Source organism: Thalassospira lucentensis MCCC 1A00383 = DSM 14000, from assembly GCF_000421265.1.
In the GTDB taxonomy this organism is placed as follows: Bacteria; Pseudomonadota; Alphaproteobacteria; order Rhodospirillales; family Thalassospiraceae; genus Thalassospira; species Thalassospira lucentensis.
This window is the reverse complement of sequence record NZ_ATWN01000008.1, coordinates 31,669-56,624: the sequence shown is the minus strand read 5'-3', so window position 1 is coordinate 56,624 and position 24,956 is coordinate 31,669. Positions and strand designations below refer to the sequence as shown.

22 protein-coding genes are annotated in these 24,956 nt (G+C 52.8%); 14 read left to right on the top strand and 8 right to left on the bottom strand.

Annotation, left to right across the window (positions count from 1 at the left end):
• Positions 1 to 53 precede the first annotated feature (53 nt).
• Positions 54 to 1,517 (bottom strand): di-heme oxidoreductase family protein, encoded by a 1,464-nt coding sequence (locus K355_RS0116165; RefSeq protein ID WP_022733196.1) that lies wholly within the window; start codon positions 1,515 to 1,517, stop codon positions 54 to 56.
• A gap of 100 nt (positions 1,518 to 1,617) precedes the next feature.
• Positions 1,618 to 2,886 carry an imelysin family protein gene (locus K355_RS0116160; RefSeq protein WP_022733195.1) on the bottom strand — a complete coding sequence of 423 codons (1,269 nt, stop codon included), beginning with the start codon at positions 2,884 to 2,886 and terminating at the stop codon, positions 1,618 to 1,620.
• A gap of 297 nt (positions 2,887 to 3,183) precedes the next feature.
• Here K355_RS0116160 and K355_RS24175 point away from each other — a divergent pair, with 297 nt between their 5' ends.
• The 7 genes from K355_RS24175 (at position 3,184) to K355_RS0116125 (ending at position 11,025) form a co-directional block, all read left to right on the top strand.
• Complete coding sequence (locus tag K355_RS24175; RefSeq protein ID WP_022733194.1) at positions 3,184 to 3,924, top strand: cytochrome b/b6 domain-containing protein; 741 nt, start codon at positions 3,184 to 3,186, stop codon at positions 3,922 to 3,924.
• Between the two features lie 220 nt (positions 3,925 to 4,144).
• Entirely contained in the window at positions 4,145 to 5,665 is a 1,521-nt protein-coding gene (arfA, locus tag K355_RS0116150; RefSeq protein ID WP_022733193.1) for an arabinosylfuranosidase ArfA, read from the top strand.
• A gap of 75 nt (positions 5,666 to 5,740) precedes the next feature.
• A complete protein-coding gene (locus K355_RS0116145) occupies positions 5,741 to 6,838 on the top strand; it encodes an ABC transporter ATP-binding protein (RefSeq protein ID WP_022733192.1) in 1,098 nt (365 codons plus the stop codon).
• A gap of 119 nt (positions 6,839 to 6,957) precedes the next feature.
• A complete protein-coding gene (locus tag K355_RS0116140; protein WP_022733191.1) occupies positions 6,958 to 8,229 on the top strand; it encodes an ABC transporter substrate-binding protein in 1,272 nt (423 codons plus the stop codon).
• A gap of 89 nt (positions 8,230 to 8,318) precedes the next feature.
• A complete protein-coding gene (locus tag K355_RS0116135; RefSeq protein WP_022733190.1) occupies positions 8,319 to 9,215 on the top strand; it encodes a carbohydrate ABC transporter permease in 897 nt (298 codons plus the stop codon).
• Positions 9,215 to 10,039, top strand: coding sequence for a carbohydrate ABC transporter permease (locus K355_RS0116130; protein ID WP_022733189.1), 825 nt, complete (start codon positions 9,215 to 9,217; stop codon positions 10,037 to 10,039). The genes K355_RS0116135 and K355_RS0116130 overlap by 1 nt, the downstream gene beginning before the upstream one ends.
• Before the next feature lie 62 nt (positions 10,040 to 10,101).
• Positions 10,102 to 11,025, top strand: a complete 924-nt coding sequence (locus K355_RS0116125; protein WP_022733188.1) for an ArsR/SmtB family transcription factor — start codon at positions 10,102 to 10,104, stop codon at positions 11,023 to 11,025.
• Positions 11,026 to 11,168: 143 nt separating this feature from the next.
• On the opposite strand, the gene K355_RS0116120 is transcribed toward K355_RS0116125, so the two are convergent.
• Positions 11,169 to 11,633, bottom strand: a complete 465-nt coding sequence (locus K355_RS0116120; protein ID WP_022733187.1) for a c-type cytochrome — start codon at positions 11,631 to 11,633, stop codon at positions 11,169 to 11,171.
• A 197-nt stretch (positions 11,634 to 11,830) separates the two neighbouring features.
• On the opposite strand from K355_RS0116120, the gene K355_RS0116115 reads away from it, so the two are divergent.
• The 4 genes from K355_RS0116115 (at position 11,831) to K355_RS0116095 (ending at position 15,630) form a co-directional block, all read left to right on the top strand.
• Positions 11,831 to 13,360, top strand: coding sequence for an NAD-dependent succinate-semialdehyde dehydrogenase (locus K355_RS0116115; protein WP_022733186.1), 1,530 nt, complete (start codon positions 11,831 to 11,833; stop codon positions 13,358 to 13,360).
• A 524-nt stretch (positions 13,361 to 13,884) separates the two neighbouring features.
• Positions 13,885 to 14,046 carry an RSP_7527 family protein gene (locus tag K355_RS25585; RefSeq protein WP_022733184.1) on the top strand — a complete coding sequence of 54 codons (162 nt, stop codon included), beginning with the start codon at positions 13,885 to 13,887 and terminating at the stop codon, positions 14,044 to 14,046.
• Between the two features lie 159 nt (positions 14,047 to 14,205).
• Positions 14,206 to 15,003, top strand: a complete 798-nt coding sequence (locus K355_RS0116100; protein ID WP_022733183.1) for an alpha/beta fold hydrolase — start codon at positions 14,206 to 14,208, stop codon at positions 15,001 to 15,003.
• 12 nt (positions 15,004 to 15,015) lie between these two features.
• The gene (locus tag K355_RS0116095) at positions 15,016 to 15,630 is read left to right on the top strand and encodes an NUDIX domain-containing protein (protein ID WP_022733182.1); all 615 of its coding nucleotides are present in this window, start codon (positions 15,016 to 15,018) and stop codon (positions 15,628 to 15,630) included.
• Positions 15,631 to 15,637: 7 nt separating this feature from the next.
• On the opposite strand, the gene K355_RS0116090 is transcribed toward K355_RS0116095, so the two are convergent.
• The 3 genes from K355_RS0116090 to K355_RS0116080 form a co-directional block, all read right to left on the bottom strand.
• The gene (locus K355_RS0116090; protein ID WP_022733181.1) at positions 15,638 to 16,360 is read right to left on the bottom strand and encodes an SDR family oxidoreductase; all 723 of its coding nucleotides are present in this window, start codon (positions 16,358 to 16,360) and stop codon (positions 15,638 to 15,640) included.
• Positions 16,361 to 16,432: 72 nt separating this feature from the next.
• Positions 16,433 to 18,304 carry a monovalent cation:proton antiporter-2 (CPA2) family protein gene (locus K355_RS0116085; RefSeq protein ID WP_022733180.1) on the bottom strand — a complete coding sequence of 624 codons (1,872 nt, stop codon included), beginning with the start codon at positions 18,302 to 18,304 and terminating at the stop codon, positions 16,433 to 16,435.
• Positions 18,301 to 18,915 carry an NAD(P)H-dependent oxidoreductase gene (locus K355_RS0116080; RefSeq protein WP_022733179.1) on the bottom strand — a complete coding sequence of 205 codons (615 nt, stop codon included), beginning with the start codon at positions 18,913 to 18,915 and terminating at the stop codon, positions 18,301 to 18,303. Before K355_RS0116080 ends, K355_RS0116085 begins: the two co-directional genes overlap by 4 nt.
• A 176-nt stretch (positions 18,916 to 19,091) precedes the next feature.
• On the opposite strand from K355_RS0116080, the gene K355_RS0116075 reads away from it, so the two are divergent.
• Positions 19,092 to 19,478 (top strand): hypothetical protein, encoded by a 387-nt coding sequence (locus K355_RS0116075; RefSeq protein WP_022733178.1) that lies wholly within the window; start codon positions 19,092 to 19,094, stop codon positions 19,476 to 19,478.
• Between the two features lie 82 nt (positions 19,479 to 19,560).
• Here the strand turns inward: K355_RS0116075 and K355_RS0116070 are convergent, their stop codons facing one another.
• Entirely contained in the window at positions 19,561 to 20,850 is a 1,290-nt protein-coding gene (locus tag K355_RS0116070) for a polyhydroxyalkanoate depolymerase (protein ID WP_022733177.1), read from the bottom strand.
• A 725-nt stretch (positions 20,851 to 21,575) separates the two neighbouring features.
• The gene (locus K355_RS26190) at positions 21,576 to 21,707 is read right to left on the bottom strand and encodes a hypothetical protein (protein ID WP_022733176.1); all 132 of its coding nucleotides are present in this window, start codon (positions 21,705 to 21,707) and stop codon (positions 21,576 to 21,578) included.
• 964 nt (positions 21,708 to 22,671) lie between these two features.
• On the opposite strand from K355_RS26190, the gene zwf reads away from it, so the two are divergent.
• Entirely contained in the window at positions 22,672 to 24,159 is a 1,488-nt protein-coding gene (gene zwf / locus K355_RS0116060) for a glucose-6-phosphate dehydrogenase (RefSeq protein ID WP_022733175.1), read from the top strand.
• Positions 24,160 to 24,235: 76 nt separating this feature from the next.
• A complete protein-coding gene (pgl, locus tag K355_RS0116055) occupies positions 24,236 to 24,955 on the top strand; it encodes a 6-phosphogluconolactonase (protein WP_022733174.1) in 720 nt (239 codons plus the stop codon).
• Position 24,956: the final 1 nt, after the last annotated feature.

Here is a 24,956-nt window from a genome sequence, read left to right as displayed (position 1 = left end):
ATATTCACGTGATTTACAAGGCGAGGGCCAAGCTTATACCGGCTCATAACAGCCTAAAGTGATTTAAGAAACGCCAGCAGTTTGCTGCGATCAGATGGTGGCAATTTTGTGACCGCGTCGCGCGCAGGCGTGGCTTCGCCCCCATGCCATAGCACGGCTTCAAGAATGGTTGTTGCCCGCCCATCATGAAGGAACTGCGCACGATCATCAATTTCCTTTGCACGGCCAATTCCCCAAAGTGGCGGGGTGCGCCATTCGCGGCCTGATGCTTGTGATTCTGGTCGATGATCAGCTAGTCCATCCCCCATGTCATGGAGCAACAGGTCACTATACGGCCAGATCACTTGCCCCGATTGTTCTGGTAAATCAGACCGTTCGGGTAATTCATAGCGCGGTGTGTGACAGGATGCACAGCCAATGGTGTCAAAGATTTCCTGCCCGGCAATAACGTCCGCATCACCGGCATTTATCCGCACGGGCGGGGCAATGTTGCGCGCATAGTACAGCACAAGATCCGTGATCTGGCTGTGTGCTTCGAGGTTCTCAAATTCCGGGCTGTTACCGTTTGGCGCATGGCGGCAAAGTGTTTGTGTCTCGGTGCAATCGCCCGACCCGTTGGGATAAAGCGGGGTTGAAAGCCCGATATCAAATTGAAACGCATTCTGGTTTTGTTGATCAAGGGTCGGCATGCCTGCCTTCCAGCCAAACCGCCCAATCGTCAGGTCATCCTTGTTAATGTCCCAGACGTAATTGACCCGGCCTGAAATGCCATCCCCGTTGGCATCTTGCGGATCGGCCTTGGCAAGCAGGGTCTCATCCGCAATGGCTTCAAGCAGCCCCAAGCCAATCATCGGCGGGGCAAGGCGCGGCGACACCATAATATCGGCATGCAGTGGCCCATAAGCCAAATCGGTCATGCCATAGGTTGGCTTTCGCAAAGTGACGGTCTCTCCACCCTCAAGGTCAACCGGCACAGTTTTATAGGTAACCGTAACCCGACCTTCGGCCGGGATGCCGGGGACGGAAAAATCCTGAAACTGCCCGCCGTAAACAGGGTCGGGAATGGTGGCGAGTTTGCCATTTAAATGATCGCGCAGCTGATCGGTTGTCTGTGGTGGGATCGACAGGCGCAACAACATGGATGTCGCCCCGGAGCCGTGATCGGATTGATCAATCGGATGACCACGGCCATTGCGAATATGGCATCCATTACAGGCCCGTGAATTAAACAGCGGGCCAAGACCGTCTGCCGCCTTGGTTCGGGTCGGTGCGGTGACCCAAAGCCTTTGAAAAAGGGCTTCGCCAAGCTTGAAATCAAGCCGCTTTTCAAAGGCAATATTGGCCGAATAATGGGTAAAGGCATTGCGCCCATCAGGTTTAAGCCATGTGGTTGTACCACCCGGATAGGCATCGTCGCCGGTTTGCTGCGCCAATGCGTCACAGGGCATCGTGCTGGCTGTACCGCAGGCAAGACCAAGAATTATCGCAAGGGCATGGTTTAAAACGGGACGTTTCATATATCTGTTCTAATTCTTGTTCTTATACAAAGCAAAGCGGCGGGAGAAATCATTCCCCCGCCGCTTGGTGCCGTAAAAGGCAGGTATCAGGACATCAGGCTTAGTTGACAGCCGTCGGATTGTCGAGGCTGTCGGAGCCTTCGAACTCGATACCATCAATGCCAACTGCCGCAATGATCTGTTCGATTGATTTGGTCTGATCGACCAATGCATCAACAAAGGTCTGAACAACAGCATTGCCATCATCATTGCCCATGGCGATCAGCTGATCAAATGCTTCACCGCCTTCTGCACGGGTGACCATAGCTTTACCCGCCAGAACCGAGCTTGCGAGTTTGCCGCGAAGTTCGGTATCAAGTGCCGCGTCATTGGCAGCGACCAGATCGGAAAGCGACGCACCTTCGACAACGGATCCGTCAACGCGGGTGTAACGGCCAAGGTAAACGTTCTGGATGCCCAGCGCGTCGTAATAGTGGCTGTTATGGGTGTTGTCAGAGAAGCAATCATGCTCTTCTTCCGGATCATGGAGCAACAGACCAAGTTTGGTGCGCTCGCCGCCCAACTCACCGTACGAAAGCGATCCCATGCCGGTGACCATTGCGGTCAGGCCCGGAACGCCGTCGCCTTCAAGAACGGCTGCACGTGCTTCTCCGCCATCAACCCACTGTGCGGTCATCCATTCAAGATCGGATACCATCAGATCGGTTGCGGCTTTAAGGTACGCACCACGACGGTCGCAATTGCCATTGGTGCAGTCGTCACCCTTGGCATAATCGGTCCATTCACGGTCCCCGTTGCCGGCGTCGGTACCATAAAGGTCCTGACCCCAAAGCAGGAATTCAATCGCGTGATAGCCGGTTGCAACGTTGCTTTCGACGTCGTCAATCTCATGCAGGCTTTCGATCAGGCCGGTATCAATGATCGATGCATCAATCGTCTCGCCAGAAATCGACAGGCTCGGATTGGCGATGACATTGGCGGCATAGGCCGGGTTTTCTTCGCTTTCTTCGCCGTAAAGGTCGGTTTCGACATAGTCGATCAGACCTTCGTCAAGCGGCCATGCGTTTACTTTACCTTCCCAGTCATCAACGATGGCATTGCCAAAACGATACACTTCGGTCTGCTGGTAAGGGGCGCGTGCTGCCAACCAAGCCGATTTTGCAGCATCAAAACTGGTTGCGGACGGATCGGCAATCAGTGTGTTAACGGCGGTTTGCAATTTCTGTGCGGTGATGACCGAGTCTTCATAACCGGCATGTGCAATGTCGGCATAGGTGGTCAAAACGTCTTTTGCGGCCGGTGCAGCATAAGCCTGCGCACCAAGGGTCGAAACCAGTACGGCCGTCCCCAGAATTTTAGCGATTTTCATCGGAGTTCCCATCTATCCCTGAAAGGTGAGCCAAGGGCAAAGCCCCGGGGACCGCAAAGACACATATGACGTGCACAATAAAACAATTACACGGCCAAATATGTGCTTCGATCCCTATGCTTCCATCCAATTGATACTGCTTGTGATAATGATTTTCAATTGAAGAATGACTTTAGGTCGAATTTTTTAATGTTTTTGAAGGGAAATCTTCGATTTGAACTTTTCATCAGGGCGGAACGCGGCATTATGACTAGGGGCTGAACCCAATTGAATGCTGGTACGTGAAAAGGGGATCGTATGGCTGAGCCGATAACCGATGACAAGTCAGGCGAAAAGTTCGCTGAAAAGTCCGGGCAAAAAAAGGTCAAGCTTTGGGACTTTCCGGTGCGGTTGTTCCATTGGGCGCTTGTCGCCGCCATCGTAACGTCGTGGTGGACCAACCAACAGGTGATGATCGATCTTCATGCGATTGCTGGATACACCATCCTTGCGCTGGTGCTGTTTCGGATCATCTGGGGGTTTGTCGGCAGCTCAAACGCACGGTTTTCATCTTTCTTGACCGGACCAAAACGGGTTCTGGACTATGCATCGAAGGTGCCCAAAGGCTCTGTCGCGGAATTAACCTATGCCGGACACAATCCGGCCGGGGGCTGGATGGTGGTGGTTTTGTTGGTGCTGGTCGGTATTCAGGCGGTCAGTGGGCTTTTTGCCAGCGAGGATACCTTCCTGTTCTTTGACGGGCCGCTTGTGGCCTATGCCAGTTCCGATGTTGCACGCATCATGAACTGGATCCATCACACCAATATCAATCTGATTTACGTTGCTGTTGGCCTGCATGTTTTTGCCGCCCTGTTCTATCTTGTCGTCAAACGCGAAAACCTGATCGGTGCCATGGTGACGGGCGCGCGGAAAGTTCCAGCAGAACTGGCAACGTCTTTCCAGACCATCCGGTTTAAATCACCGGTTCTGGGAATCGCGATTCTTGCTATTTGTGGTGTTATTGTCTGGGGAATTGTAACCCTTGCCCGAAGTGGGTAAAATATTTTATCATATCATCATACTAATCTGAAAATGTGTTGCAATGCGGTAAGTTACTGACTTGCCGAACGGATACTTCAAACTAAAGAAAACCAAAAAACGGATATATACCGGATTTTTTGTACCCGTAATTGTGATATAAAACAAAATACTTGATGTGAAAAAATCACTTTCCTAGTCTGACCTCACCAAAGAACAAAACACAGGTGAGGAAACAGCCATGCGGGCACGCGCTACAATCCATAAGGACTTCACAATCGCAACGGTCGATAAGCGGGTATATGGCTCGTTTCTCGAACATATGGGGCGTGCTGTATACACGGGCGTTTACGAACCCGGTCATGAAACGGCGGATAAAAACGGGTTCCGTCAGGATACGCTGGAACTGGTCCGTGGTCTGGATGTGCCGATTGTACGCTATCCCGGTGGGAACTTTGTTTCGGCCTATAACTGGGAAGATGGCATTGGACCGCGTGACGAACGTCCTACGCGTCTTGATCTGGCATGGCGAACCCGTGAAACCAACCAGATGGGCGTGAATGAATTCGCCGATTGGTCCAAGCTCGCCAGTACCGAGATGATGCTGGCGATGAACCTTGGGTCACGTGGGCTGGAAGATGCGCGCAACTTCCTTGAATATTGTAATCACCCGGGCGGAACCTATTGGTCGGATTTGCGCAAATCGCACGGCTATGCCGATCCACATGATGTGCGCATCTGGTGTCTGGGCAATGAAATGGATGGCCCTTGGCAGGTTGGTCACAAGACCGCGCGCGATTACGGCCATTTGGCGAACGAAGTTTCCAAGGCGTTTAAATATTTCGACCAAAGCTTGGAAACCGTGGTTTGCGGCTCATCAAATGACAAGATGGCAAGCTATCCAGAATGGGAAGCCACGGTACTTGAAGAAAGCTATGACAGTGTCGATTACATCTCGTTGCACAAGTATTTTGGCAATGAGGAACAGGACACGTTGAACTATTTCGGCCGCGCGATGGAGCTGGATCGTTACATCCTGACCATCGGTGGCGTGATTGATTATATCAAAGCCAAGAAGCGGTCGAAAAAGGACGTCAAAATCTGCTTTGATGAATGGAATGTCTGGTATCACAACCGCAAGGAAGATGATCAGCGCATCAAAGAGTGGGACTGGCCGGTCGCCCCGGCACTGCTGGAAGAAGTCTATAATTTTGAAGATGCTCTTTTGGTTGCCAGCCTTCTCAACGTCTTTATCCGTCGCGCTGATCGCGTCAAGATTGCCTGCATGGCCCAACTTGTGAATGTGATTGCACCGATCCTGACCCGCGAAGGCGGACCGGCATGGGCACAGACGATCTACTATCCACTGCAATTTGCGTCAAAATACGGCCGCGGAACGGCACTTAATGTCAGTGTTGATGGACCGACCTATGACTGTGATGTGTCTCAGGATGTGCCATATCTTGATACCTCGGCCGTGCTGGCAGAGGACGGAAAATCGCTTAATATCTTCCTGATCAACCGCCATTTAGACGATGACTTAACGCTTGATATGGCCCTTGAAGGGTTTGGTGCAGCATCCGTGATCGAACACTCCGAGCTAGCGGGCTTTAAGCTTGACGACCGCAATACGATTGATGCGCCCGCAACCGTGACGCCCAAGAAAGGCAGTGGCGTTGCCCTTCAAGATGGCAAGCTGGTTGGAACGCTCAAACCACTGTCCTATCACCTGATCCGCATTTCCGTTGATGCATCGGCCTGATGTGCTGTGACCGGCCCGATTTATGCGGGCTGGTCCAGACTGCATTGGGAACAGTTTTCCGGGAGGACAGTGGAAATGTCGGGTGTTTCGCTCAGTAATATAAAAAAGGCCTATGGCCCGATCAATGTCATTCATGACGTCAATATCAAGGTCGAGCAGGGTGAGTTCGTAGTCTTTGTCGGGCCGTCGGGATGTGGCAAATCCACATTGTTGCGAATGATTGCCGGGCTGGAGGAAACCACAGGCGGCACAATCGACATCGAAGGCGCCGATGTCACCCATCTCGAAGCGGCCAAGCGCGGCGTTTCAATGGTGTTTCAGTCTTATGCGCTTTATCCGCATCTGAGCGTCTTTGATAACATGGCGTTTAGCATGCAGATCGCGCGCCGCCCCAAAGACGAAATAAAGCAAAAGGTCGATGAGGCTGCACGTATTCTTCAGCTTGAAGACCATCTTGACCGGAAACCATCGCAGCTTTCGGGCGGGCAGCGTCAGCGTGTTGCAATTGGTCGGGCGATTGTGCGGCAACCAAAAGTTTTCCTGTTTGACGAACCGCTTTCCAATCTGGATGCCGAACTGCGTGTTCAGATGCGTATGGAAATCGCACGCCTGCACAATCAAATCGGGGCGACGATGATCTATGTGACCCATGATCAGGTCGAAGCCATGACATTGGCCGATAAGATCGTGGTGCTTAAATCCGGTTCAGTGCAACAGATCGGCTCGCCACTCGATCTTTATGACAATCCCGATAATCAGTTCGTCGCGGGCTTCATCGGTTCGCCGAAAATGAACTTCCTAAAGGGGATCGTCAATGAACCCCGCGTAGATGGCAAGATCACCATAACGCTTGATGATGCCCCAAACACGACATTCGATATCACATGTGGATCGGCAACACTTAACGCAGGTGATGCGGTCACAGTTGGCATTCGCCCCGAAAACATCGGACTTGAACATGATGAGACGGTCGGACCGACCGTATTTCTCAAGCCCGAATTTACCGAAGAACTGGGTGGGGTCAGTTACATCCATACCCAGACCAAGGACGGTGTTCGCGTCACCATCGAACGTCGTTCGGAACGCAACCGCGTTGATCAGGAAGACCTGCAGGTCACGTTACCTGTGCGTGATCTTTTCGTGTTCGATGCCGATGGGGCACGCCTGCGTTAGGCCAGCCCGAAAGAGTATGCCCGGTCCGGAAACATAAAATCCGGAAACATAAAAAAATACAACCGTGATACGGGCTCAAACCAACCGGCCCAAATGCCGGTTATCAAGGAGGAAACGTCGTGAAAACAGCTATCAAGGCAGCACTTTCCGCTGCGGTATTGTTCGGCAGTGCTTTTAGCGCCTCTGCCAAAACCGATATTACGTGGTGGGACTTTCTTGCAGGCGGGGACGGGGTCCGTATGAAGGCCCTGATCAAGGAATTCAACGAAACCCACCCCGATATTCAGATCAATGCAACGACGCTGGAATGGGGTACACCGTTCTATACCAAAGTTCAAACCGCAACGGCAGTCGGTCAACAGCCCGATATCATGACTTATGCCCTGTCGCGCTTCCCGCTTGCGGTGCCACAAGGTGTCTTGCGCCCGATCACCGACGACGAGCTGTCCGAGGCCGGTTTGTCCGCAGATGATTATTTCGAATCAAGTATCGATGCGGCAAAAGTCGATGACAAGCTTTATGGCATCCCGTTCGATATTCATTCCATCGTCCTTTATTACAACAAGGATGCACTGGCAAAGGCTGGGTTGCTAGGTGATGATGGCAAGCCCAAAGGACTTGAAGGGCTCGAAAACTTCAACGCCGCCCTTGCAAAGCTCAAAGAATCCGGTTCGGAAATTCCGCTGTCGCTGCATACCGATGAAGGCGGTTCAATGTGGCGCGTCTTCTATACGCTGCTGTCCCAGCAAGGCGGCAAGTTCATGGACGGCGATGAAATCCTGCCTGGTGACGAGGGGCTCGAAGCGCTCAAAGCCATGACCAACTGGGTTTCGTCGGGATATTCACCGGAACTGATTTCATACGAAGCATCGATTGCGCTGTTCACCTCCGGGCGGGCTGCTATGCACATCAATGGTGTATGGGAAGTTCCGACAATGAAGGATCTCGCCGCAAGCGGTGATCTCGGCTTTGAATGGGGTGCCGTACAAATCCCGGTATTGATGGGCAAACCGGCAACCTGGGCTGACTCACACGCTTTTGCCATTCCCAACAGCGAAGAAAACCCGGTTTCCCCGGAAAAGGTAAAAGCCGTGCTTGAGATCATTGCATGGCTGAATGACCATAGTCTGGCATGGGCCGAAGCTGGTCACATTCCGGCATACAAACCCGTGGCACAAAGCACGGAGTTTAAGGAAATGGAGCCGAATGCGACCTATTCCTCGCTGGCTGATACGGCGGTCTTTGATCCGCAATCACCCATCGCAGGTGTTGCAGGGCCGATCTATGAGGCGACCCAGAACTTCATTGTACCAGCATTGAACGGGCAGCTTGACCCAGAAGAGGCACTTGAAATGGTTCGCGATGAATTGAAAAACGCGAATATGAACTGATCACGCGTGAGGATCGATGGTCGGCATGCCTCCCTACTGCCGGCCATCGTTTTTCAACGATGAGTTTCTGTAATGCTAGAAGTTTCGAGATGGGGTGGCTACCGATGCGGCCAAAGTCCAAGAATAACAAAACACTGACGGCAATCCTGCTGATCGCACCGTTTGTTCTGTGCTATCTCGTGGTGTTTGCCTATCCGGTCTATAAAATGTTCGCGATGAGTTTCACCGACGCTCCTTTGATTGGAGAAGGCGATTGGGTGGGACTTGAAAACTATGTCCGGATGTTCCAGCACAAGTTGTTCTATACGTCGGTGTATAACACGCTTTATTTCGTTGGCTTGACGGTCGTGCCCAACACCCTGATCGGTCTTGGCATAGCGATGATGATTGTGCGGCTGAACGGCATGGTTCAGGCCGGTATCCTGATCCTGTTTTTCATGCCCTATATCCTTCCGGTGACTGTGGTGACCCAGATTTGGCAGTGGGTTCTTGATCAACAATTTGGCGTCGCACAGCCGCTTATTGAAGCTGTGACGGGAAAACGCATCAGTGTGTTCCGTGATCCCTTATGGGCCATGCCGATGGTGGCGCTGGTTACCATCTGGTGGACCAATGGGTTTAACGTTCTTTTGTTCATTTCTGCCCTTCGCAACATTCCGCAAGACTACTACGAAGCCGCCTCGTTGGACGGCGCAAGCCGTTTCCAGCAATTCCGCCGTATCACCTGGCCGTTGCTCTGGCCCGTAACGGCACTGGTTTTGACATTGCAACTGATCTTGCAGCTCAAGATTTTTGATCAGATTTACCTGATGACACAGGGGGGGCCGTTTAATTCGACTTATGTGCTGCTTCAACTCGTCTACCGCGAGGCATTTGGTCGCAATCAGGGCGGCTATGCATCCGCCGTGGCGGTCGCATTGTTTGTTTTGATCGTTATTGTATCGGTCTTGCAATATCAGCTGCTTAAAGCGCGGGGGAAATCGTGATGGGAAACATGAAAACCGGTAATATCCTGTTGCTCACCTTTACGGTCATTGCGGCCTGTGCCTGGGCGTTTCCGCTTTATTGGGCGATTGTGACATCGATCAAACCCGAAGCCGATGTTGTCGCAGGAACAATTTTTCTTCCTGAAACGATTGATATTTCCTCTTACGTTTGGGCGTTGCTCGAAACCAACATCGTGCGGTGGTACATAAACTCGATTGGCACATCTGTGCTGATTACGGTTGTCGTCATCATGATCAGCATGATGTGTGGCTATGCGCTGTCGCAGATCGTCTTCCCGGGGCGTCGGGCTTTGTTCCTGATTGTGCTGGCAAGTTTCATGGTGCCATCACAGGCGCTTGTCGTGTCGCAGTTCATCCTGATGCACAAGTTCGGCATGGTCGATAGTTGGGCCGGGATTATCCTGCCCCAAGTGATCATTCCCGTGGTGGTGATTGTCTATAAGCAGTTCTTTGATTCCGTACCGCGTGAATTGCGCGAAGCGGCCAAGCTTGACGGTTGCAGCGAGTTTCAGATCCTGTTCAAGCTTTACCTGCCCTTGAATTGGGGGATTACCGCGGCTCTGTCGATCATCACCTTTATCATGGCCTGGAATAATTTCCTGTGGCCGTTTTTGGTCATCACGTCCGAGGAAATGATGACAATTACGGTCGGGATTACACAGGTCGGTGATGCCTTTGGCGTGAAATATGCGCGTGACATGGCAATCGCCGTCATGGCGGCCATGCCGGTTGCAATTGCCTATCTTATTTTTCAGCGCCGCGTGACACAGGCAATCATGTTGTCATCTGGTATCAAGGGTTAGGTTTATGCCAAAATGCTTTAAGGGCAGGGCGTAGGGAAACCTTCAGGGAACGATAAAAAGTCATGCAGACAAAATTACTGACGGTCGATCCGGTCAAGGATGCAGATATCGTTCAGGGGCTGGCATCCAAGACACGGATTGATATCCTGTATCTTTTGCGTAAAAATGGCCCGCAGAACGTCAATGAAATCGCCGAGAAGATGGGTTTGCCGCAATCTACTGTGGCAACCAACATCAAGACGCTTGAAAAGGCGGGCTTGGTTGAAACCCAGACGATGAAGGCCAAAAAGGGCAATCAAAAGATTTGCTCGGCGGCCTATGGGGAAATCTATATTCGGTTTGATGATGACAAGAACACTTCGGATAATGACCGGGTTGTTGTCAGCATGCCGATTGGTCTGTTTACCGAATTTGATGTCGGTGCACCTTGCGGCATGTGTTCGGTCGAACGGGTTGTGGGTGTTCTTGATGTGCCCAATGTTTTCCTTGATCCCCAACGCATGCAGGCAGCCCTTCTTTGGTTTACCCGCGGCCATGTTGAATACAAGTTTCCCAACAACGCGATGGTGACCGGACGGCAGCCCAAACGACTGGAAATTACCGCTGAGCTGAGTTCTGAAACGCCTGAAACCAACAGCGAATGGCCATCGGACATTTCCGTCTGGATTAACGGGTTCAATGTTGGCACATGGACATCACCGGGTGATTTTGGGGATCGACGTGGGCTATATTCACCTGGCTGGTGGAAACTTGAAGGATCCCAGTACGGGCAACTCAAGACGTGGGTCATTGATGAAAACGGCACTTGGGTCGATGGGAAAAAGATTTCCGCACAGACCATCAATACGCTTGAAATTATGGACCATCACTCGGTCCGCTTCAGGATTGGCGTCGATGAAAATGCTGAGAACCCCGGTGGGGTCAATATCTTTGGGCGCGGTTTTGGCGACCATGATCAGGACATCACCATGACCTTGCATTTTTAATCATCCAAGGCATCTGGCTGAGCCGAAGGTCGCCATCGAAAAAATTCCCCGGTCAGAATTTCCTTGATGCTGTTGGGGGACAGCAGAGGGAGATGAAATTACTGACCGGGGTGCTCGCCCAAGGAGGGGGAGCCTAACTTTTCTTATTTCGTGCGGTATTCGTCGTGGCAGCCTTTGCAGTTTTTGCCAAGGTCACCCATGGCTGCCCCCATGGCCGCTTTGTCACCGGCAACAGATGCCATTGCCAATGCAGCTTTCTTAAGCTCGGGGAACCGGTTGGCAAAGCCATCCCAGTCAGACCAGATTTTTTCATCTGCCGTGGTTTTGACCGATGCATCCATGGTTTTGGGCTCAAACGCATTTGGTGCTGCCGTGGCGGCAAAGGCGATACCATTTGCAAGGTTGCGCACGACCGGATCGGGAAGGTCGCACTGTCCCTTTAAATAGCAGCCAAGTGTGCCCATCGCGCCGCCAATGCCATCCATCAACATTTTCCGGGTTTCAACGGTTTCGTTATCCATCATCTCGTCAGCGTTGGCTGCCATCGGCATAACGGACCCTGCCGCGATCATCGCGCCGAGCAGGCCTGCAGTAACAAGGTGCTTCATAGGGTTCTCTCTACGTTGGTTTTGCATGTCTCTCTGATCACCAGACAGGCCTTCTATTGTTATCTATAAAGCAAGCATCTTGTTGCTTCTGGACTGCCGGTCGGCTTAGTGTCCCAGTTGTGCCCCAAAAACCGGAATCACAAGCGCGTGAAATCGACGACTTTTTTCAACGCGTGCGTTCAAAGGAACTGCCCCGAATGTCTTCTGTCGCCCCCAACGCCACCACTGGTGCCCTGTCGAATGCCAACGAAACCGCCATTCGCGAAGGCCGCGCACGCGCACGTGCTGTCATCCGTGATTGGGATTTGACCCGTGCCTATATCAATGGGGAGTGGCGCGAAGCAGACAGCCGGGAAAAGCTTGATGTGATTGATCCGGCCAAGGGCGATGTGATTGGCGGTGTTCCGTTCATGCGCACATCCGAAGCGCGCCGGGCAATTGATGCGGCGTATGAGGCGTTCCCAGTATGGTCAACCCGGCTGGCAAAGGACCGGGCGGCGATATTGCGCCGCTGGCGCGACCTGCTTGAAACCCATCAGGAAGAACTGGCATCCCTGATTACGCTTGAACAGGGCAAACCCTATGATCAGGCAATGCGCGAAGTCGTCGGTGCCATCGCCTATGCCGAATGGTACAGCGAAGAAGCCAAGCGCGCCTATGGCCAAACCATGCCCGCCACCCAACGGGATCGTCGGGTTGTGGTTCAAAAACACGCGGTGGGGGTCGTTGCCGCCATCACGCCGTGGAATTTCCCGCTGACCATGGTGGTGCGCAAATGTGCCCCGGCACTGGCCGCGGGATGTACCGTCGTTGTCAAACCGGCCGAAGATACCCCGCTTTCAGCATTGGCCGCGGCCAAACTTGCGGAGCAGGCAGGATTCCCGCCCGGGGTCTTTAACGTTGTGACCGGCTTGCCCCAACCGATTGGCGAGGCCCTGACCGGCGATGAACGGGTGCGCATGTTATCCTTTACCGGTTCGACCGAGGTTGGCAAACGCCTCATGGCGCAATGTGCACCCACCATGAAAAAGCTGTCGCTCGAACTTGGTGGCAATGCGCCGTTCATCGTGATGGATGATGCCGACATTGATGTTGCGGTCGCCGGGGCAATGATTTCGAAATTCCGGAACAGCGGCCAAACCTGTGTCTGTGCCAATCGCATCTTTGTTCAGGACGGCGTCTATGATGCCTTTGTTGAAAAGTTCATTGCCGCAAGCAATGCCCAGACCATCGGCAATGGCTTTATCCCGGGGATGGAGCTTGGCCCGTTGATCAACCGTCAGGCGGTGGCAAAGGTCGAACGGCTGGTGCAAAATGCTCAAAAGGCCGGGGCGACTCTGCACTACGGGGCAGAGCTTCCTGCGGATGGTCACTTCACCCGGCCCTTGGTGATGACAGACGTGCCGCTTGATGCCGATTGCTTTGACGAGGAACTGTTTGCGCCGGTTGCGCCAATTTACCGGTTTGAGACCGAGGATGAGGCAATCACCCTTGCCAACCGGGTGCGCACGGGACTGTCGTCATATGTCTACAGCCGGGATGTCGGACGTATTCAACGGATTGCTGATCGCCTCGAAGCAGGGGTCGTCGGGATCAATGACGGCACCACCAGCCACGAAGGCGCACCGTTTGGCGGGGTTAAGGAAAGTGGACAGGGCCGCGAGGGCGGACATTGGGGACTCGAAGAATATCTGGAACCCAAATACCTAAACTACGCCATCGGTTGAGAATGAAATTTCCCAATATCGGTCGGGTTGACCAGCAGGGTCGATCTTAAAGATCGCAAAACGGCAATAGCAGAGGATGCTATTGCCGTTTTTTATGCCCGAACCAAGCCATGCAAAATTGTGTAGAAGGACTCCAGTAGAATATCTGGTCGGTTTTTAGCACCTGTTGCCAAAAAACCGTATGCCGCAAAGCACTATCCTTGTCGTTTTCTTCTGCGCTTACAGGCCATGAGACCTTTGAAGGCCGGGGTAATTTGGAACTTTAACAAGTTTGTTCCGCAGCCTTCACTGGATGGCGTGGGAAAAATGCAGCAAATCGAGCATGTTATTTGTCATGAGACAATCATGCGTCAGACGCATGATGAAAATGTGTCGATAATGTTTCATGATATGCGTCAAATGCATGGGTGAGCTGAGAAAACTCTTCTCGTAGGGATCAACAAACAGGCGTACATCGGGTTCAACGAAATGAAACGCGAAACCCAAGCGCGAATAGCGCGTGATGCTTTTGAAAGGATACGGCCATGAAAGCCTATCGTGATTATGACCTGGTTGCTATCGAACGCGAAGCAGAACGTCTGCGTGCACAAGCGATGCAGCAGATGTTTGTTGCCCTTGTACGCAAGATCGGCGCGCTGTTCGGTGCAAACCGTAAACCGCATGGTGGCGTTGCTGCCGGCGCTTAATGTAAGCGCGATATAGAATTCCGGTGCGGTTCATTCCGTACCTTGAAAAACACCTCCGCATTCCTCCCATGCGGGGGTGTTTTCGTATGTGGGCTTCACCTTGGCGAACCTTGCGGTTATGAATGAGACAGATCACGCATAGCCCGGAGACATCAGCCCATGCAGCTTGCCCATTACGCCTTTGGCGAAGAAAACCGCGACAATGGAACCATTGTAATTGTCCATGGTCTGTTCGGGCAGGCGCGCAACTGGACGGCGATTGCCCGACGTCTGGCGGAAAAATACCATGTGGTGACGGTCGATTTGCGCAATCACGGACGGTCGGGCTGGGATATGGACATGACATACCCCGCCATGGCCGACGATCTGGCCGCACTGATCAAGGATGTCTCTGACACACCGGTGCATCTGGTTGGCCATTCGATGGGCGGTAAGGCCTCCATGGTTTTGGCGTTATCGCAAAATGCCAAAGATGCCGGTTTGGTGTCCGACCTTGTGGTCGTGGATATCGCCCCTGTGGTCTATGACCATGATTATACCGACTATATTACCGCCATGCGCGGCGTTGATTTCGATGCTGTGTCGCGCCGGGCCGAGGTCGAAGACGCATTATCATCGGGGATTGCCGAAAAAGGCGTGCGTCAGTTTCTGGCCCAAAGTGTCACGACCGACAAGGAAACCGGCAAAATGGCGTGGCAAGTCAATATCGATGCCATGGCCGATCATTTATCCGACATCACCGGCTGGCCGCAAAGCGATCTTGCTGATCAATATGACGGCGATGTCTTGTTCATTTCCGGGGCCAATTCGCATTATGTCGACCCCAAGGACCGCGATCACATTAAGTCGCTGTTTCCCAAGGCGGCCTTTACCAGCATCAAGGGCGCAGGCCACTGGGTCCATGCCGAAAAACCTGATGCGGTTCTTTTGACGTTATCGGCGTTTTTAAACCGCTAGGAGACTGTCGCAATGGTTGACGTTCCCAAAGGATGGCAGTTGCCCACCCATGACGCGATCCGGATCGAGGACATCGAATGTCTGTCGGATAACTGGTATCGTCTTTATCGCGTGACGTTTGATCTGCGCCGCCAAAATGGTGAATGGCAACGACAGCAACGCGAAGCCTATGACCGGGGCAATGGGGCGGGGATTTTGCTGTATAACCGTGCGGATCGCACCGTGATCCTGACCCGGCAATTTCGTCTGCCATCATTTGTAAATGGCACCCAAGACGGCATGCTGATCGAAGTCCCGGCAGGTTTACTTGATGACCGCGATCCGGCGGCGGCCGTGATTGCCGAAGTACAGGAAGAAACCGGCTATAAAATCGGCAAACCGCAAAAGCTGTTTGACCTTTTCACGAGCCCAGGCTCAGTAACCGAACGGCTGCATCTGTTCATGGCCGAAGTCACCAAGGAACATCAAACCAGCAAGGGTGGCGGCCTTCATGAGGAGGGCGAGGATATCCACGTTCTCGAAACCCCGTTTGAAGACGCCCTTGCCATGGTGGCCGATGGTCGCATTCGGGACGCCAAAACTGTGATCCTGCTACAGCATGCCCAATTGGCGAAAATCTTCGACTAACGCTTGATCACCACGGCAGGTTTTCGCCGTCATAGGCATAAAAGCCACCTGACTGTTTGGCACTCAGCCCGTCAATCACACGCAACATGTTGGTTGCCGCCTCAGTCGGTGTCTGTACTTTCAGTCCGGACTTGGCAAACGGCCCGGAAAGCCCGGTATCGACCGTGCCGGGATGCAGGGCGACACAGACCGCATCATGTTTGCTACGACCAATTTCAATCGCGCTACATTTCACCAGTTGATTAAGGGCGGCCTTGGCTGCGCGATAGCCGTACCAGCCCCCCATGCGGTTATCACTGATGCTGCCGACCTTGGCCGACAGGGTGGCAAACACCGATTTGCCATCACGGGGCAAAAGCGGGCAGAAATGCTTCATCAGCAACGCCGGACCAATCGCATTGATCAAAAACTGCTTGGCCATATAGTCCGCATCAATGTGGCGCAGTGATTTTTCCGGCTGATGGGTGTCATCATGCAGATACCCCGTGGCATCAATGATCAGCCGAACATCCCCCGAAAGCGTGCGAAGGTGCTGAACGCACGCCGCAATGCCGTCCGGCTTGGTGAAATCAAGTGCCGGATCGGTCGTGCGCGAAAAACCGACAACATGCGAAAACCGGTCGCTTTTCTGAAGTTGTGCCATAAAGGCCTGCCCAATCCCGCCCGTGGCACCAATCACCACAGCAATTGATGGGGTGGCAAAGCTGTCAAGTTCTGGCACGTCAGTCATGGTCAGGCTCCTGCGGTGATGGTGCTTGGAATCTTACGCAGGCGCTGCACTATTGGTTTTGCCCAATCTGATTTACGGATCGGGATTGGCGCAGGGGGGCGGGGTCCAATGCCGGTCGCCGTGGGTTTTCTCATCGCGTTCATCACGCATAAGCTCAAACAGGGTCTCGTTCTGGGACCGCATGGTGTCGATATATCCCTTATCCACCCCATGTTCGTTCCAGCGTTCGCGCAATTTTTCCAGTGTTTCAAAATCATGTGCCCGGAACGCCTGCTTTTTACGTTCGGCCCGGAACGGATGCAGGCCGAGTTCAATCAACGCATCACGGCCAAGGTTAAGCGCACTGTCAAAGGTTTCGCGCTGCACGCAATGTGCCCCGGCCTTTTCAAGCTCATAGACATGATGTCGGTCATGTGCGCGCGCCAAAATCCGGACCTTGGGATAGTGTTTGGCAACATGTTCGACCAAGGCGGTCAGTTTGTCGCGGTTATCAATCGCGGCAACAAACAATCGGGCATCTTCAATGCCGGTGGTGTGCAAAAGATCAGGCCGGGTGGCATCGCCGTAATAGGCGCGAAACCCGACCCGGCTCAGGTTTTCGACCACTTCGGGATCATGATCAAGCACCACCACATCATGGCCATTGGTGGCAAGAAGGCGGGTGACGATCTGCCCAAACCGGCCAAGACCCGCAATCACAACCGATCCCGGCGTTTCAATGGTATCGGCCTCCCGGCTGTTGGTTTTGACCATGCGCGGGGCTAAAACCCGCTCATACAGGATAAAGGCCGCCGGGGTCAGGATCATGGTAAGTGCCACGACCAGTGTCATTTTGCCGATCAGATCAACCGGCAAAACACCCATGCCCGATGCCATGCCAAACAACACAAAGGCAAATTCACCCGCCTGCGCCAACCCGACGGCAAACAACAATCGGTCCGCACCGCGCAGGCCAAAGATGCTGGCAATGGCAAACAGGATACCGGCCTTGATGATCATCACACCAAACGCCAAGCCGATCAGTATGATCGGTTGATCAAACAGCAAACCAAAATCAATCCCGGCCCCGACTGTCAGGAAAAACAGGCCAAGCAGTAATCCCTTGAACGGTTCGATATCGTTTTCAAGTTCGTGGCGGTATTCGCTGTCGGATAAAACCACACCAGCCAGAAACGTCCCCAGTGCCGGGCTCAGTCCGATGGCCGTCATAAATAGTGCAATGCCAATCACCAGCAAAAGGGCCGCGGCGGTAAAAACCTCCCGCAGGCGCGAGTGGGCGATAAAGCGAAACATCGGGCGAATAAGATACCGCCCGCCAATGATGATCGTGGCAATTGCCGCAATGATCACAAGCGGTTGCGCCCAGTCGGGCACAAGATCAAGCAACATTGCGCCGTGCGCGGTGGGATCATCGCCCGATGGGCTCAGTGTTTCAACGGCCAGCAACGGCAGCAACGCCAGCATCGGGATCACCGCGACATCCTGTGTCAGCAGAACCGAGAAGGCGCTTTTGCCGCCGACCGTGCCAAGCCAGCCTTTTTCATTAAGCGATTGCAGCACAATGGCAGTCGATGACAGCGCAAGCACCATGCCGATGGCAATACCCGATTGCCACGAAAGGCCAAACGCCATACAGCCCGCCGCGATAACGGCAGTTGTCAGCGTAACCTGCAATCCACCAAGCCCGATCAACTGGCCGCGCATTGACCACAGCATCGCCGGGCGCAGTTCCAGCCCGACAAGAAACAGCATCATGACAACGCCAAATTCGGCAAAATGCTGAAGGTCTGCGGTTTCATTTCCAACAATGCCAAGGATCGGACCAATCACGACCCCGGCAATCAAATAGCCAAGCACCGACCCCAGACCAAGGCGCTGGGCAAGTGGCACGGCAACAACGGCTGCGACCAGATAGACAAAAGCATGCGAAAGAATTTCCATCATGCATTCTCCCCAATGAAAAAGCTGTCGGGATGGTCGGTCAGGGTTAATGCGTTGGCCGCAGCATCAAGATCAATGCGATCCTGTGTTAAGGCCGTCAGGAAACTGTGCCACTGCGACACTGTTTCCTTTACACGGTTTTCGGCGCGCAAAGACCCGGCACTGAAGGTGGCATAGGGGGCCAGATACCGCATGTTGCATAGATCTGCTGTGCGCTCGAACGGCATCAACAAGGTCCGAAGTTCGGCAATATGACCGCCTTTGACTGTATAGGCGCTGCGTGCTGTTCCGCACGAAACGGCATTAAACATCACTTTTCCGCTGAGTGCAGTCCCCTCGGCGCCATAGGCAAAATCATATTCGAGCACAAGGTCCATCCATTCCTTGATGATGGCCGGGGCGGAATACCAATAAAGCGGATGCTGGAAGATGATGACGTCATGGTCCAAAAGGCTGGACTGTTCGCGGGCGATGTTAATCTCGAAGCTCGGATAGCGCGCATAGAGATCAACGCAGGTTACCCCCTCAACAGTTTGGGCTGCTTCGAACATGGGCCAATTGATTTCCGAGCGGTCCTGCCGAGGATGGGCAAACAGCGTTAACACACGCGCCATCGATTTCTCCGTTGTTCCGTGGTGTTTTGTGTGGATCGTTCTTTTGGTTTTAACGTGAAAGTGCCCGTTTACGAAGTGTTTAGAGCCACGTTTAGAATAAAACAGCAATTTTCACATCCTAGGTGGAATGCCGTCTCAACGGGGTGTTTGTTTCATTTGAAATCAAGGAAATCCCAATGCCATATATCTTTACCCAAGCCACCGATACCGAAGCCATTGCCGAACGTGAATGGGGTAAGGCCGACGAGATCATGTTTACGGCCTTCACATCCTGCATCGGGATCATGGCGATCAAGGATGATCAGGTGATCGGCGTTCACTTAACGCTTCGCGATGACACAAATGCTGTCACCAATGCCGACATTGATACTGCAATTGGATTGCTTGACGGGGGAGCCTACCCGGTGGTGATCGGCGCGATCAGTGCATGGGAAGCATCTGCTGCGGCTGTTTATCAACACCTTGTCGATACGCTGCATCCGGTCGAACAATATGGCTATGGCGACGGGACGTTTGGCGGTGAAATCGTCAATGGTCGTATTCAGCCACGCTATGTTGCTTAAAGGCCCCAGAACAGAAAAAGCCGCCCGGCCAGTAAGGCGTTCGGGCGGCTTTATCAATTGGTTCTAAACGCGCTTAAAGGACTTATTCAGCGGCGTTGATATGGGTGACGTTGGGGGCGCTGCGTGCGCCTTTGCCCTCATGATCGTGGAGACGGATGAATTCCTTGATCCGCGGGCTGATCTGTTCGCGCCAGCGACGACCGTTAAACACACCGTAATGGCCGACACCCTGCTGCATGTGATGCATACGCATGTTGTCGGGCAGGTTGGTGCACAGTTTATGCGCCGCACGGGTTTGGCCCATGCCGGTAATGTCATCGCGTTCGCCCTCGACCGTCAAAAGCGCGGTCTTGGTAATCGCCGATGGATCAACCGGAACCCCCTGCCACTGCATGGTGCCGTTGGGCAGGTTATGTTCATGGAAAACGACCTTAAGCGTCTGAAGGTAAAACTCGGCTGTCATATCCATGACAGCAAGATATTCGTGATAGAAGTTGCGCTTGGCATCGGCACTTTCGCCGTCACCTTCGACCAGATGCAAGAACATGTCGTGATGGGCTGAAACGTGGCGGTCCCAGTTCATCGCCATGAAGCCTGCCAGCTGCATAAAGCCCGGATAGACCCGGCGCATGACACCGGCATTGGGCAGCGGCACATGTGAAATGACATGGCGTTCAAACCATTCAAGATCATGCTGCTCAGCAAATTTGTTCACTTCGGTCGGGTTTTCGCGGGTATCCACCGGGCCGCCCATCAGCGTCATTGACGCTGGCTGACAATCCTCGTTTCCTGCCGCCATCAAGGATGCTGCGGCCATCACCGGAACCGATGGCTGGCAAACCGCCATCACATGGGTATTCGGGCCAAGCTTGCGCAGGAACCGCATAAGATAATCGATATAGGTATCAAGATCAAAGTGACCCTGATGGACCGCAACCGTGCGGGCATCAATCCAGTCGGTAATATAGACATCATGATCAGGCAGCAATGCCTCAACCGTGCCACGCAGCAAGGTTGAAAAATGCCCTGACAGCGGTGCGACAATCAACAAACGCGGATCGTCGGGCTGGGTTTTCAAATGACCGGTTTCGCGTTTGAAATGCAAAAGATCACAGAAGGCTTCGCTATGGACGATTTCTTCGGTGACAGCCACGGTCTGACCGTCAACCGTTGTGGTATCCAAACCAAATTCCGGTTTGCCATAACGATGGGTAATGTGGGTGAACATGTCGCACGCTGCCGCTACGGCCCGACCCGGCTGGGTATAGGAAAGCGGATTGGCCGGATTGCGCAGCCATTTTTTGTTGGCATCGACGGCCATACGCAGCGGACTTATCGTGGCGTGCTGCAATTCATAAAGGTGGTACAGCATATATTCTCACTCCCGGGTGACAGGGGCCCAAGGGCCCGGGTGTCACCGTCCTGGTTACGGCTTTTCGTCCTGTTTTTTGTCACGCACAGGCGTTTTGTAAGACGTGCAGTCACGTGCGGCAAAGTACCATGGCATCTGTCGTTTGCGGTAACGGGGCAGCGCCAAAGCAGCTTATCCCCAGACGGCAGAAAACCTTAAAATCGTGATGTAGCCTACGGCAGTACAGGTTTTACACAATAGCCATAAAGTATGATGATATTCCAAATAGTGTTTTTACGTTCTGATTCAACAGAAAATTCACGCCGATGTCGAGTGAAATATTGCGATGCAGCGTAAGTTGTTGCGTTGCAATAATAGTTTTATCAGAGGTATGGGGGAAATGTCGCTTTTGGGGCCGTATATTTTAGACGTTTTAGAATCGTCGCCCGGTGCTGCATGCACGTCCCAAAAATGGCCTTAAGCCAGTGAGACCGCACATTTTTTACGATGTCATTGCCCTAAACAAAGAAAGGGCGCTGCCGTAGGGAAAACAGCAGCGCCAGTATAATAGTTCAGTGCGGATTAAAGTGCGGAGATAACGAAGCCCAAAAGAACGAATGCATAAGGGAGCAAGGGCATGGGGGAAGTCTGACCGGCAGGCGGGACAGGGTGCGGGGTAGCCTGCCGGTCAGGTGCCCTTGGTGGACAATCGTCCGGGCCTCGTAAATTTCAATGGGGATTTTTTATCAGATCAGACTGCGCAGGGTTTGCGCCATGCCAAGCCCGATGACGAACAGAAAAAATCCTGTACTTCCAACCACAGCAACAGTGCTGCAAAGCTCGTTCAAGCGGGTCGGGTTCTCGATCAGTTTCAGCATGGTTTGTCCTCCTCAATCTGTCTGCAAGGACCATAGCGTTCTGATTTTGTTCCTGCAAGAACAAAATTGGAACAAATGCGAATTAATCTATTTAAGTATTTGAATTATAGTCAAAAAACAGTGTTCTCAAATGTTCTCATTTTTAATGAGAAATGATAACATTCAAGGGTGATCAAGTGAGTTGGGTTGAACAAGAGCCGCAGGAAACCTCGTGTTTGCGCGAGTCTTTAATAAAAGACATCAGGCGCAGGATGTTCTTGCTGGTGTTCTCACTCTATTTCCGGCCCTGCTATGTCCATCCATGATCACACGGAGAAGATCGCAAGGTGTCATAAAAACGTACATTTAACCCGGATGAAATACCCGCATAATTGCGATATCGTGTGATGGATCATCAATCGGTTGTCGGTTTTATGGGATCGCCTGACGGATCAAAAGGGCGCTGATTTAAACCGATTCAATTTGTATAAAATCAAATTGTTGCAGGATACGCAGACTGGCCTAAAATGGGGTGTGTTTCGGCGAATGTTCGGATTGTTTTGCAACAAACTGTTACGGTTAAACCGGATTTCGGTAAAGCCGTCTTTCGGGGGCTTGAACGCAGTGGTCTTGCCCTCATAGATCGTGTAACAGTGGGCTCAAAGACCGGAACATCGCACCCTTGCTGATCAGGACGCAGCATGGCTGTTGGCCTAAATAAGGTGGTCAAACATTCTGGCGACGCCTGACACTGCCAACCAGAGTGTCAGAAGTTTGCTGTGTTTGATTACTCATACAAAACCGGCCATGCGCCATTAAGTGGAAAATTTCCCTATGGTGTCAGGTTGGTAAATACACGCACAGAACCGGCAATCCGGTGCTGTTTTCACGGTAACTACCGTGTCCCGATCGTCTGCCCGGATTGTCAAAAGTCCGGGATCCCACCTAGACGACGGGGAGGAAACGTTGGAAGGCTAAGGGCAGAATGAGACAAAGGCTTAAACATCGTATTGCTGATATCGTGATATTCGGTGGGACCGGAGATCTGGCACTACGCAAACTTTTCCCCGCACTTTACGAAATGGAACGGACCGGGCGTTTCGATGATGACACCCGTATCTTTGGCGCATCGCGCAGCGAACATAGCGACGAAGATTTCCGGGCCAAACTTGAAGAAGCCGGTAAAAAGTTCGTCCCCGAAGGCGAGTTTGAGGCGAAAATCTGGAAAAAGTTCGCCCAGCGTATTTCCTATGTTCAGGTTTCTGCCGGCGACGAAGCCGGTTTTAAAGTTCTTCACGAAAAACTTTCCGATCAGCCTGATCGCGACCGGGTCTATTATTTCTCGACCAGTCCGGGCCTGTTTGCCGATATGGCCTTTAACCTTAAAAAGGTTGGTCTGGTAACGCCAAATTCCCGCGTTGTGCTTGAAAAGCCGCTGGGTCATGACCTTGACAGTTGCCGTGAAATCAACGGCCAGATTGGTGAAGTCTTCGACGAAAACCAGATTTTCCGTATCGACCATTACCTTGGCAAGGAAACGGTGCAGAATCTTATGATCCTGCGCTTTGCCAATGCGATGTTTGAACCACTTTGGAACAGCGCGCATATTGACCACGTGCAGATCACGGTCGGCGAAGAAGTCGGTGCCGAAGGCCGCTGGTCCTATTATGACGATGCTGGTGCGATGCGCGACATGGTGCAAAACCACATGTTGCAGCTTTTGTGCCTTGTCGCGATGGAACCACCCTATGTCCTTGATCAGGATGCGGTGCGTGATGAAAAGGTCAAAGTTCTCAAGGCACTTATGCCGATCAATGACAGCAACATCGACACATCCACCGTACGCGGCCAGTACCGCAAAGGGGCGGTTGGTGGCAAAGAAGTGCCGGGCTATCTTGAAGAAGACGGGGCCAATGTCGACAGTACGACAGAAACCTTCGTTGCCATCCGGGCGGAACTGAACAACTGGCGTTGGTCGGGCGTTCCGTTCTATTTGCGCACTGGCAAACGGTTGCCAAAACGCCATTCGGAAATTGTCATACAATTCCGCGATGTGCCGCATCAGATTTTCCCGCTGGCAAAATCGATGACCAATTATCAGGCCAACCGCCTTGTTTTGCGCCTGCAACCCGATGACGGCATCCATCTTATTTTAAATAATAAGAACCCGGGGCCGGGCCTTGTGCGCCTGCGTCCAACCGCCTTGAACCTGTCCTTTGCCGAGGCGTTTGGTGGGCGTAGCCCGGATGCCTATGAGCGTCTTTTGCTCGATGCGATTGATGGCAATAACACCCTGTTTGTCCGCCGGGATGAACAGGACATTGCTTGGCAGTGGGTTGATGCCATTCAGGATGCTTGGCAGAACAATCACATCACGCCCAAGGGCTATACGTCGGGTACGTGGGGGCCATCGGCCGCCATTGCGTTGATTGAACGCGATGGACGTACCTGGAACGAAGAAGCCGGGTTCTAGGCATTGGCAAAGGCGCGTTGGATCGTCAACGCGCCTTGCTTTGCTGTCACTGACACCCCAATTTCGGGATGACGACATGATAAACGAACGCATTTTCCAAAGCGGCGACGAAATGCTTGCGGCAATGATCAAGGAAACCGTCGAGCGGCTTGAATTTGCCATCGCGACACGCGGCCATGCCAGCATGGCAGTTGCCGGTGGGCGGTTCCCAAAACCCTTGTTTGAAACGCTTTCACACGCCCGTCTGGACTGGTCCAAAGTCACCGTGACCCTTGGCGATGATCGCTGGGTGGGGCTTGATGATGATCAGTCCAATGAAAAACTGGTCCGCGATTATTTGTTTATCAACGAAGCCCAGCACGCGCGCTTTGTATCGCTTAAAACACCTGATGGCAGCCCGGAAGACGCGGTCAATACCGTCAGTGCGCGTTTGCGGACCGAACTACATTGGCCACTTGATATTGTATATCTGGGGATGGGCGATGACGGTCATACCGCATCACTTTTCCCATCCTCAACCCCCGAAGCCCTGCGCAAAGGGCTTTATCCCGAACATGGCGAACTGGTTGTCGCTGCGCGCCCGACCGTGTCCCCGGTCCCGCGCATCAGCATGACGTTGCCCGCCATCCTTAACGCCCGGTATATTGGTCTTCATATTACCGGACAATCCAAATGGTCGACCTTTGAAACCGCGAAAAACGGCACAGAAATCGAAGAGATGCCCGTTCGCGCAATCTTGCAACAGACTGACGTCCCCGTCGATCTGTGGTGGAGCGCCGAGAACCCGAAAGGCTGAA

Bases quoted from the DNA above. Each gene is read 5' to 3' on its own strand.
- K355_RS0116085 (WP_022733180.1), bottom strand. From the start codon at position 18,304: ATGATGGAAATTCTTTCGCATGCTTTTGTCTATCTGGTCGCAGCCGTT.
- K355_RS0116090 (WP_022733181.1), bottom strand. From the start codon at position 16,360: ATGACTGACGTGCCAGAACTTGACAGCTTTGCCACCCCATCAATTGCT.
- K355_RS0116070 (WP_022733177.1), bottom strand. From the start codon at position 20,850: ATGCTGTACCACCTTTATGAATTGCAGCACGCCACGATAAGTCCGCTG.
- arfA (WP_022733193.1), top strand. From the start codon at position 4,145: ATGCGGGCACGCGCTACAATCCATAAGGACTTCACAATCGCAACGGTC.
- zwf (WP_022733175.1), top strand. From the start codon at position 22,672: ATGAGACAAAGGCTTAAACATCGTATTGCTGATATCGTGATATTCGGT.
- K355_RS0116080 (WP_022733179.1), bottom strand. From the start codon at position 18,915: ATGGCGCGTGTGTTAACGCTGTTTGCCCATCCTCGGCAGGACCGCTCG.
- K355_RS0116130 (WP_022733189.1), top strand. From the start codon at position 9,215: ATGGGAAACATGAAAACCGGTAATATCCTGTTGCTCACCTTTACGGTC.
- K355_RS26190 (WP_022733176.1), bottom strand. From the start codon at position 21,707: ATGCTGAAACTGATCGAGAACCCGACCCGCTTGAACGAGCTTTGCAGC.
- K355_RS24175 (WP_022733194.1), top strand. From the start codon at position 3,184: ATGGCTGAGCCGATAACCGATGACAAGTCAGGCGAAAAGTTCGCTGAA.
- K355_RS0116115 (WP_022733186.1), top strand. From the start codon at position 11,831: ATGTCTTCTGTCGCCCCCAACGCCACCACTGGTGCCCTGTCGAATGCC.
- K355_RS0116100 (WP_022733183.1), top strand. From the start codon at position 14,206: ATGCAGCTTGCCCATTACGCCTTTGGCGAAGAAAACCGCGACAATGGA.
- K355_RS0116125 (WP_022733188.1), top strand. From the start codon at position 10,102: ATGCAGACAAAATTACTGACGGTCGATCCGGTCAAGGATGCAGATATC.
- K355_RS0116160 (WP_022733195.1), bottom strand. From the start codon at position 2,886: ATGAAAATCGCTAAAATTCTGGGGACGGCCGTACTGGTTTCGACCCTT.
- K355_RS0116145 (WP_022733192.1), top strand. From the start codon at position 5,741: ATGTCGGGTGTTTCGCTCAGTAATATAAAAAAGGCCTATGGCCCGATC.
- K355_RS0116075 (WP_022733178.1), top strand. From the start codon at position 19,092: ATGCCATATATCTTTACCCAAGCCACCGATACCGAAGCCATTGCCGAA.
- K355_RS0116120 (WP_022733187.1), bottom strand. From the start codon at position 11,633: ATGAAGCACCTTGTTACTGCAGGCCTGCTCGGCGCGATGATCGCGGCA.
- K355_RS0116135 (WP_022733190.1), top strand. From the start codon at position 8,319: ATGGGGTGGCTACCGATGCGGCCAAAGTCCAAGAATAACAAAACACTG.
- K355_RS0116095 (WP_022733182.1), top strand. From the start codon at position 15,016: ATGGTTGACGTTCCCAAAGGATGGCAGTTGCCCACCCATGACGCGATC.
- K355_RS25585 (WP_022733184.1), top strand. From the start codon at position 13,885: ATGAAAGCCTATCGTGATTATGACCTGGTTGCTATCGAACGCGAAGCA.
- K355_RS0116165 (WP_022733196.1), bottom strand. From the start codon at position 1,517: ATGAAACGTCCCGTTTTAAACCATGCCCTTGCGATAATTCTTGGTCTT.
- pgl (WP_022733174.1), top strand. From the start codon at position 24,236: ATGATAAACGAACGCATTTTCCAAAGCGGCGACGAAATGCTTGCGGCA.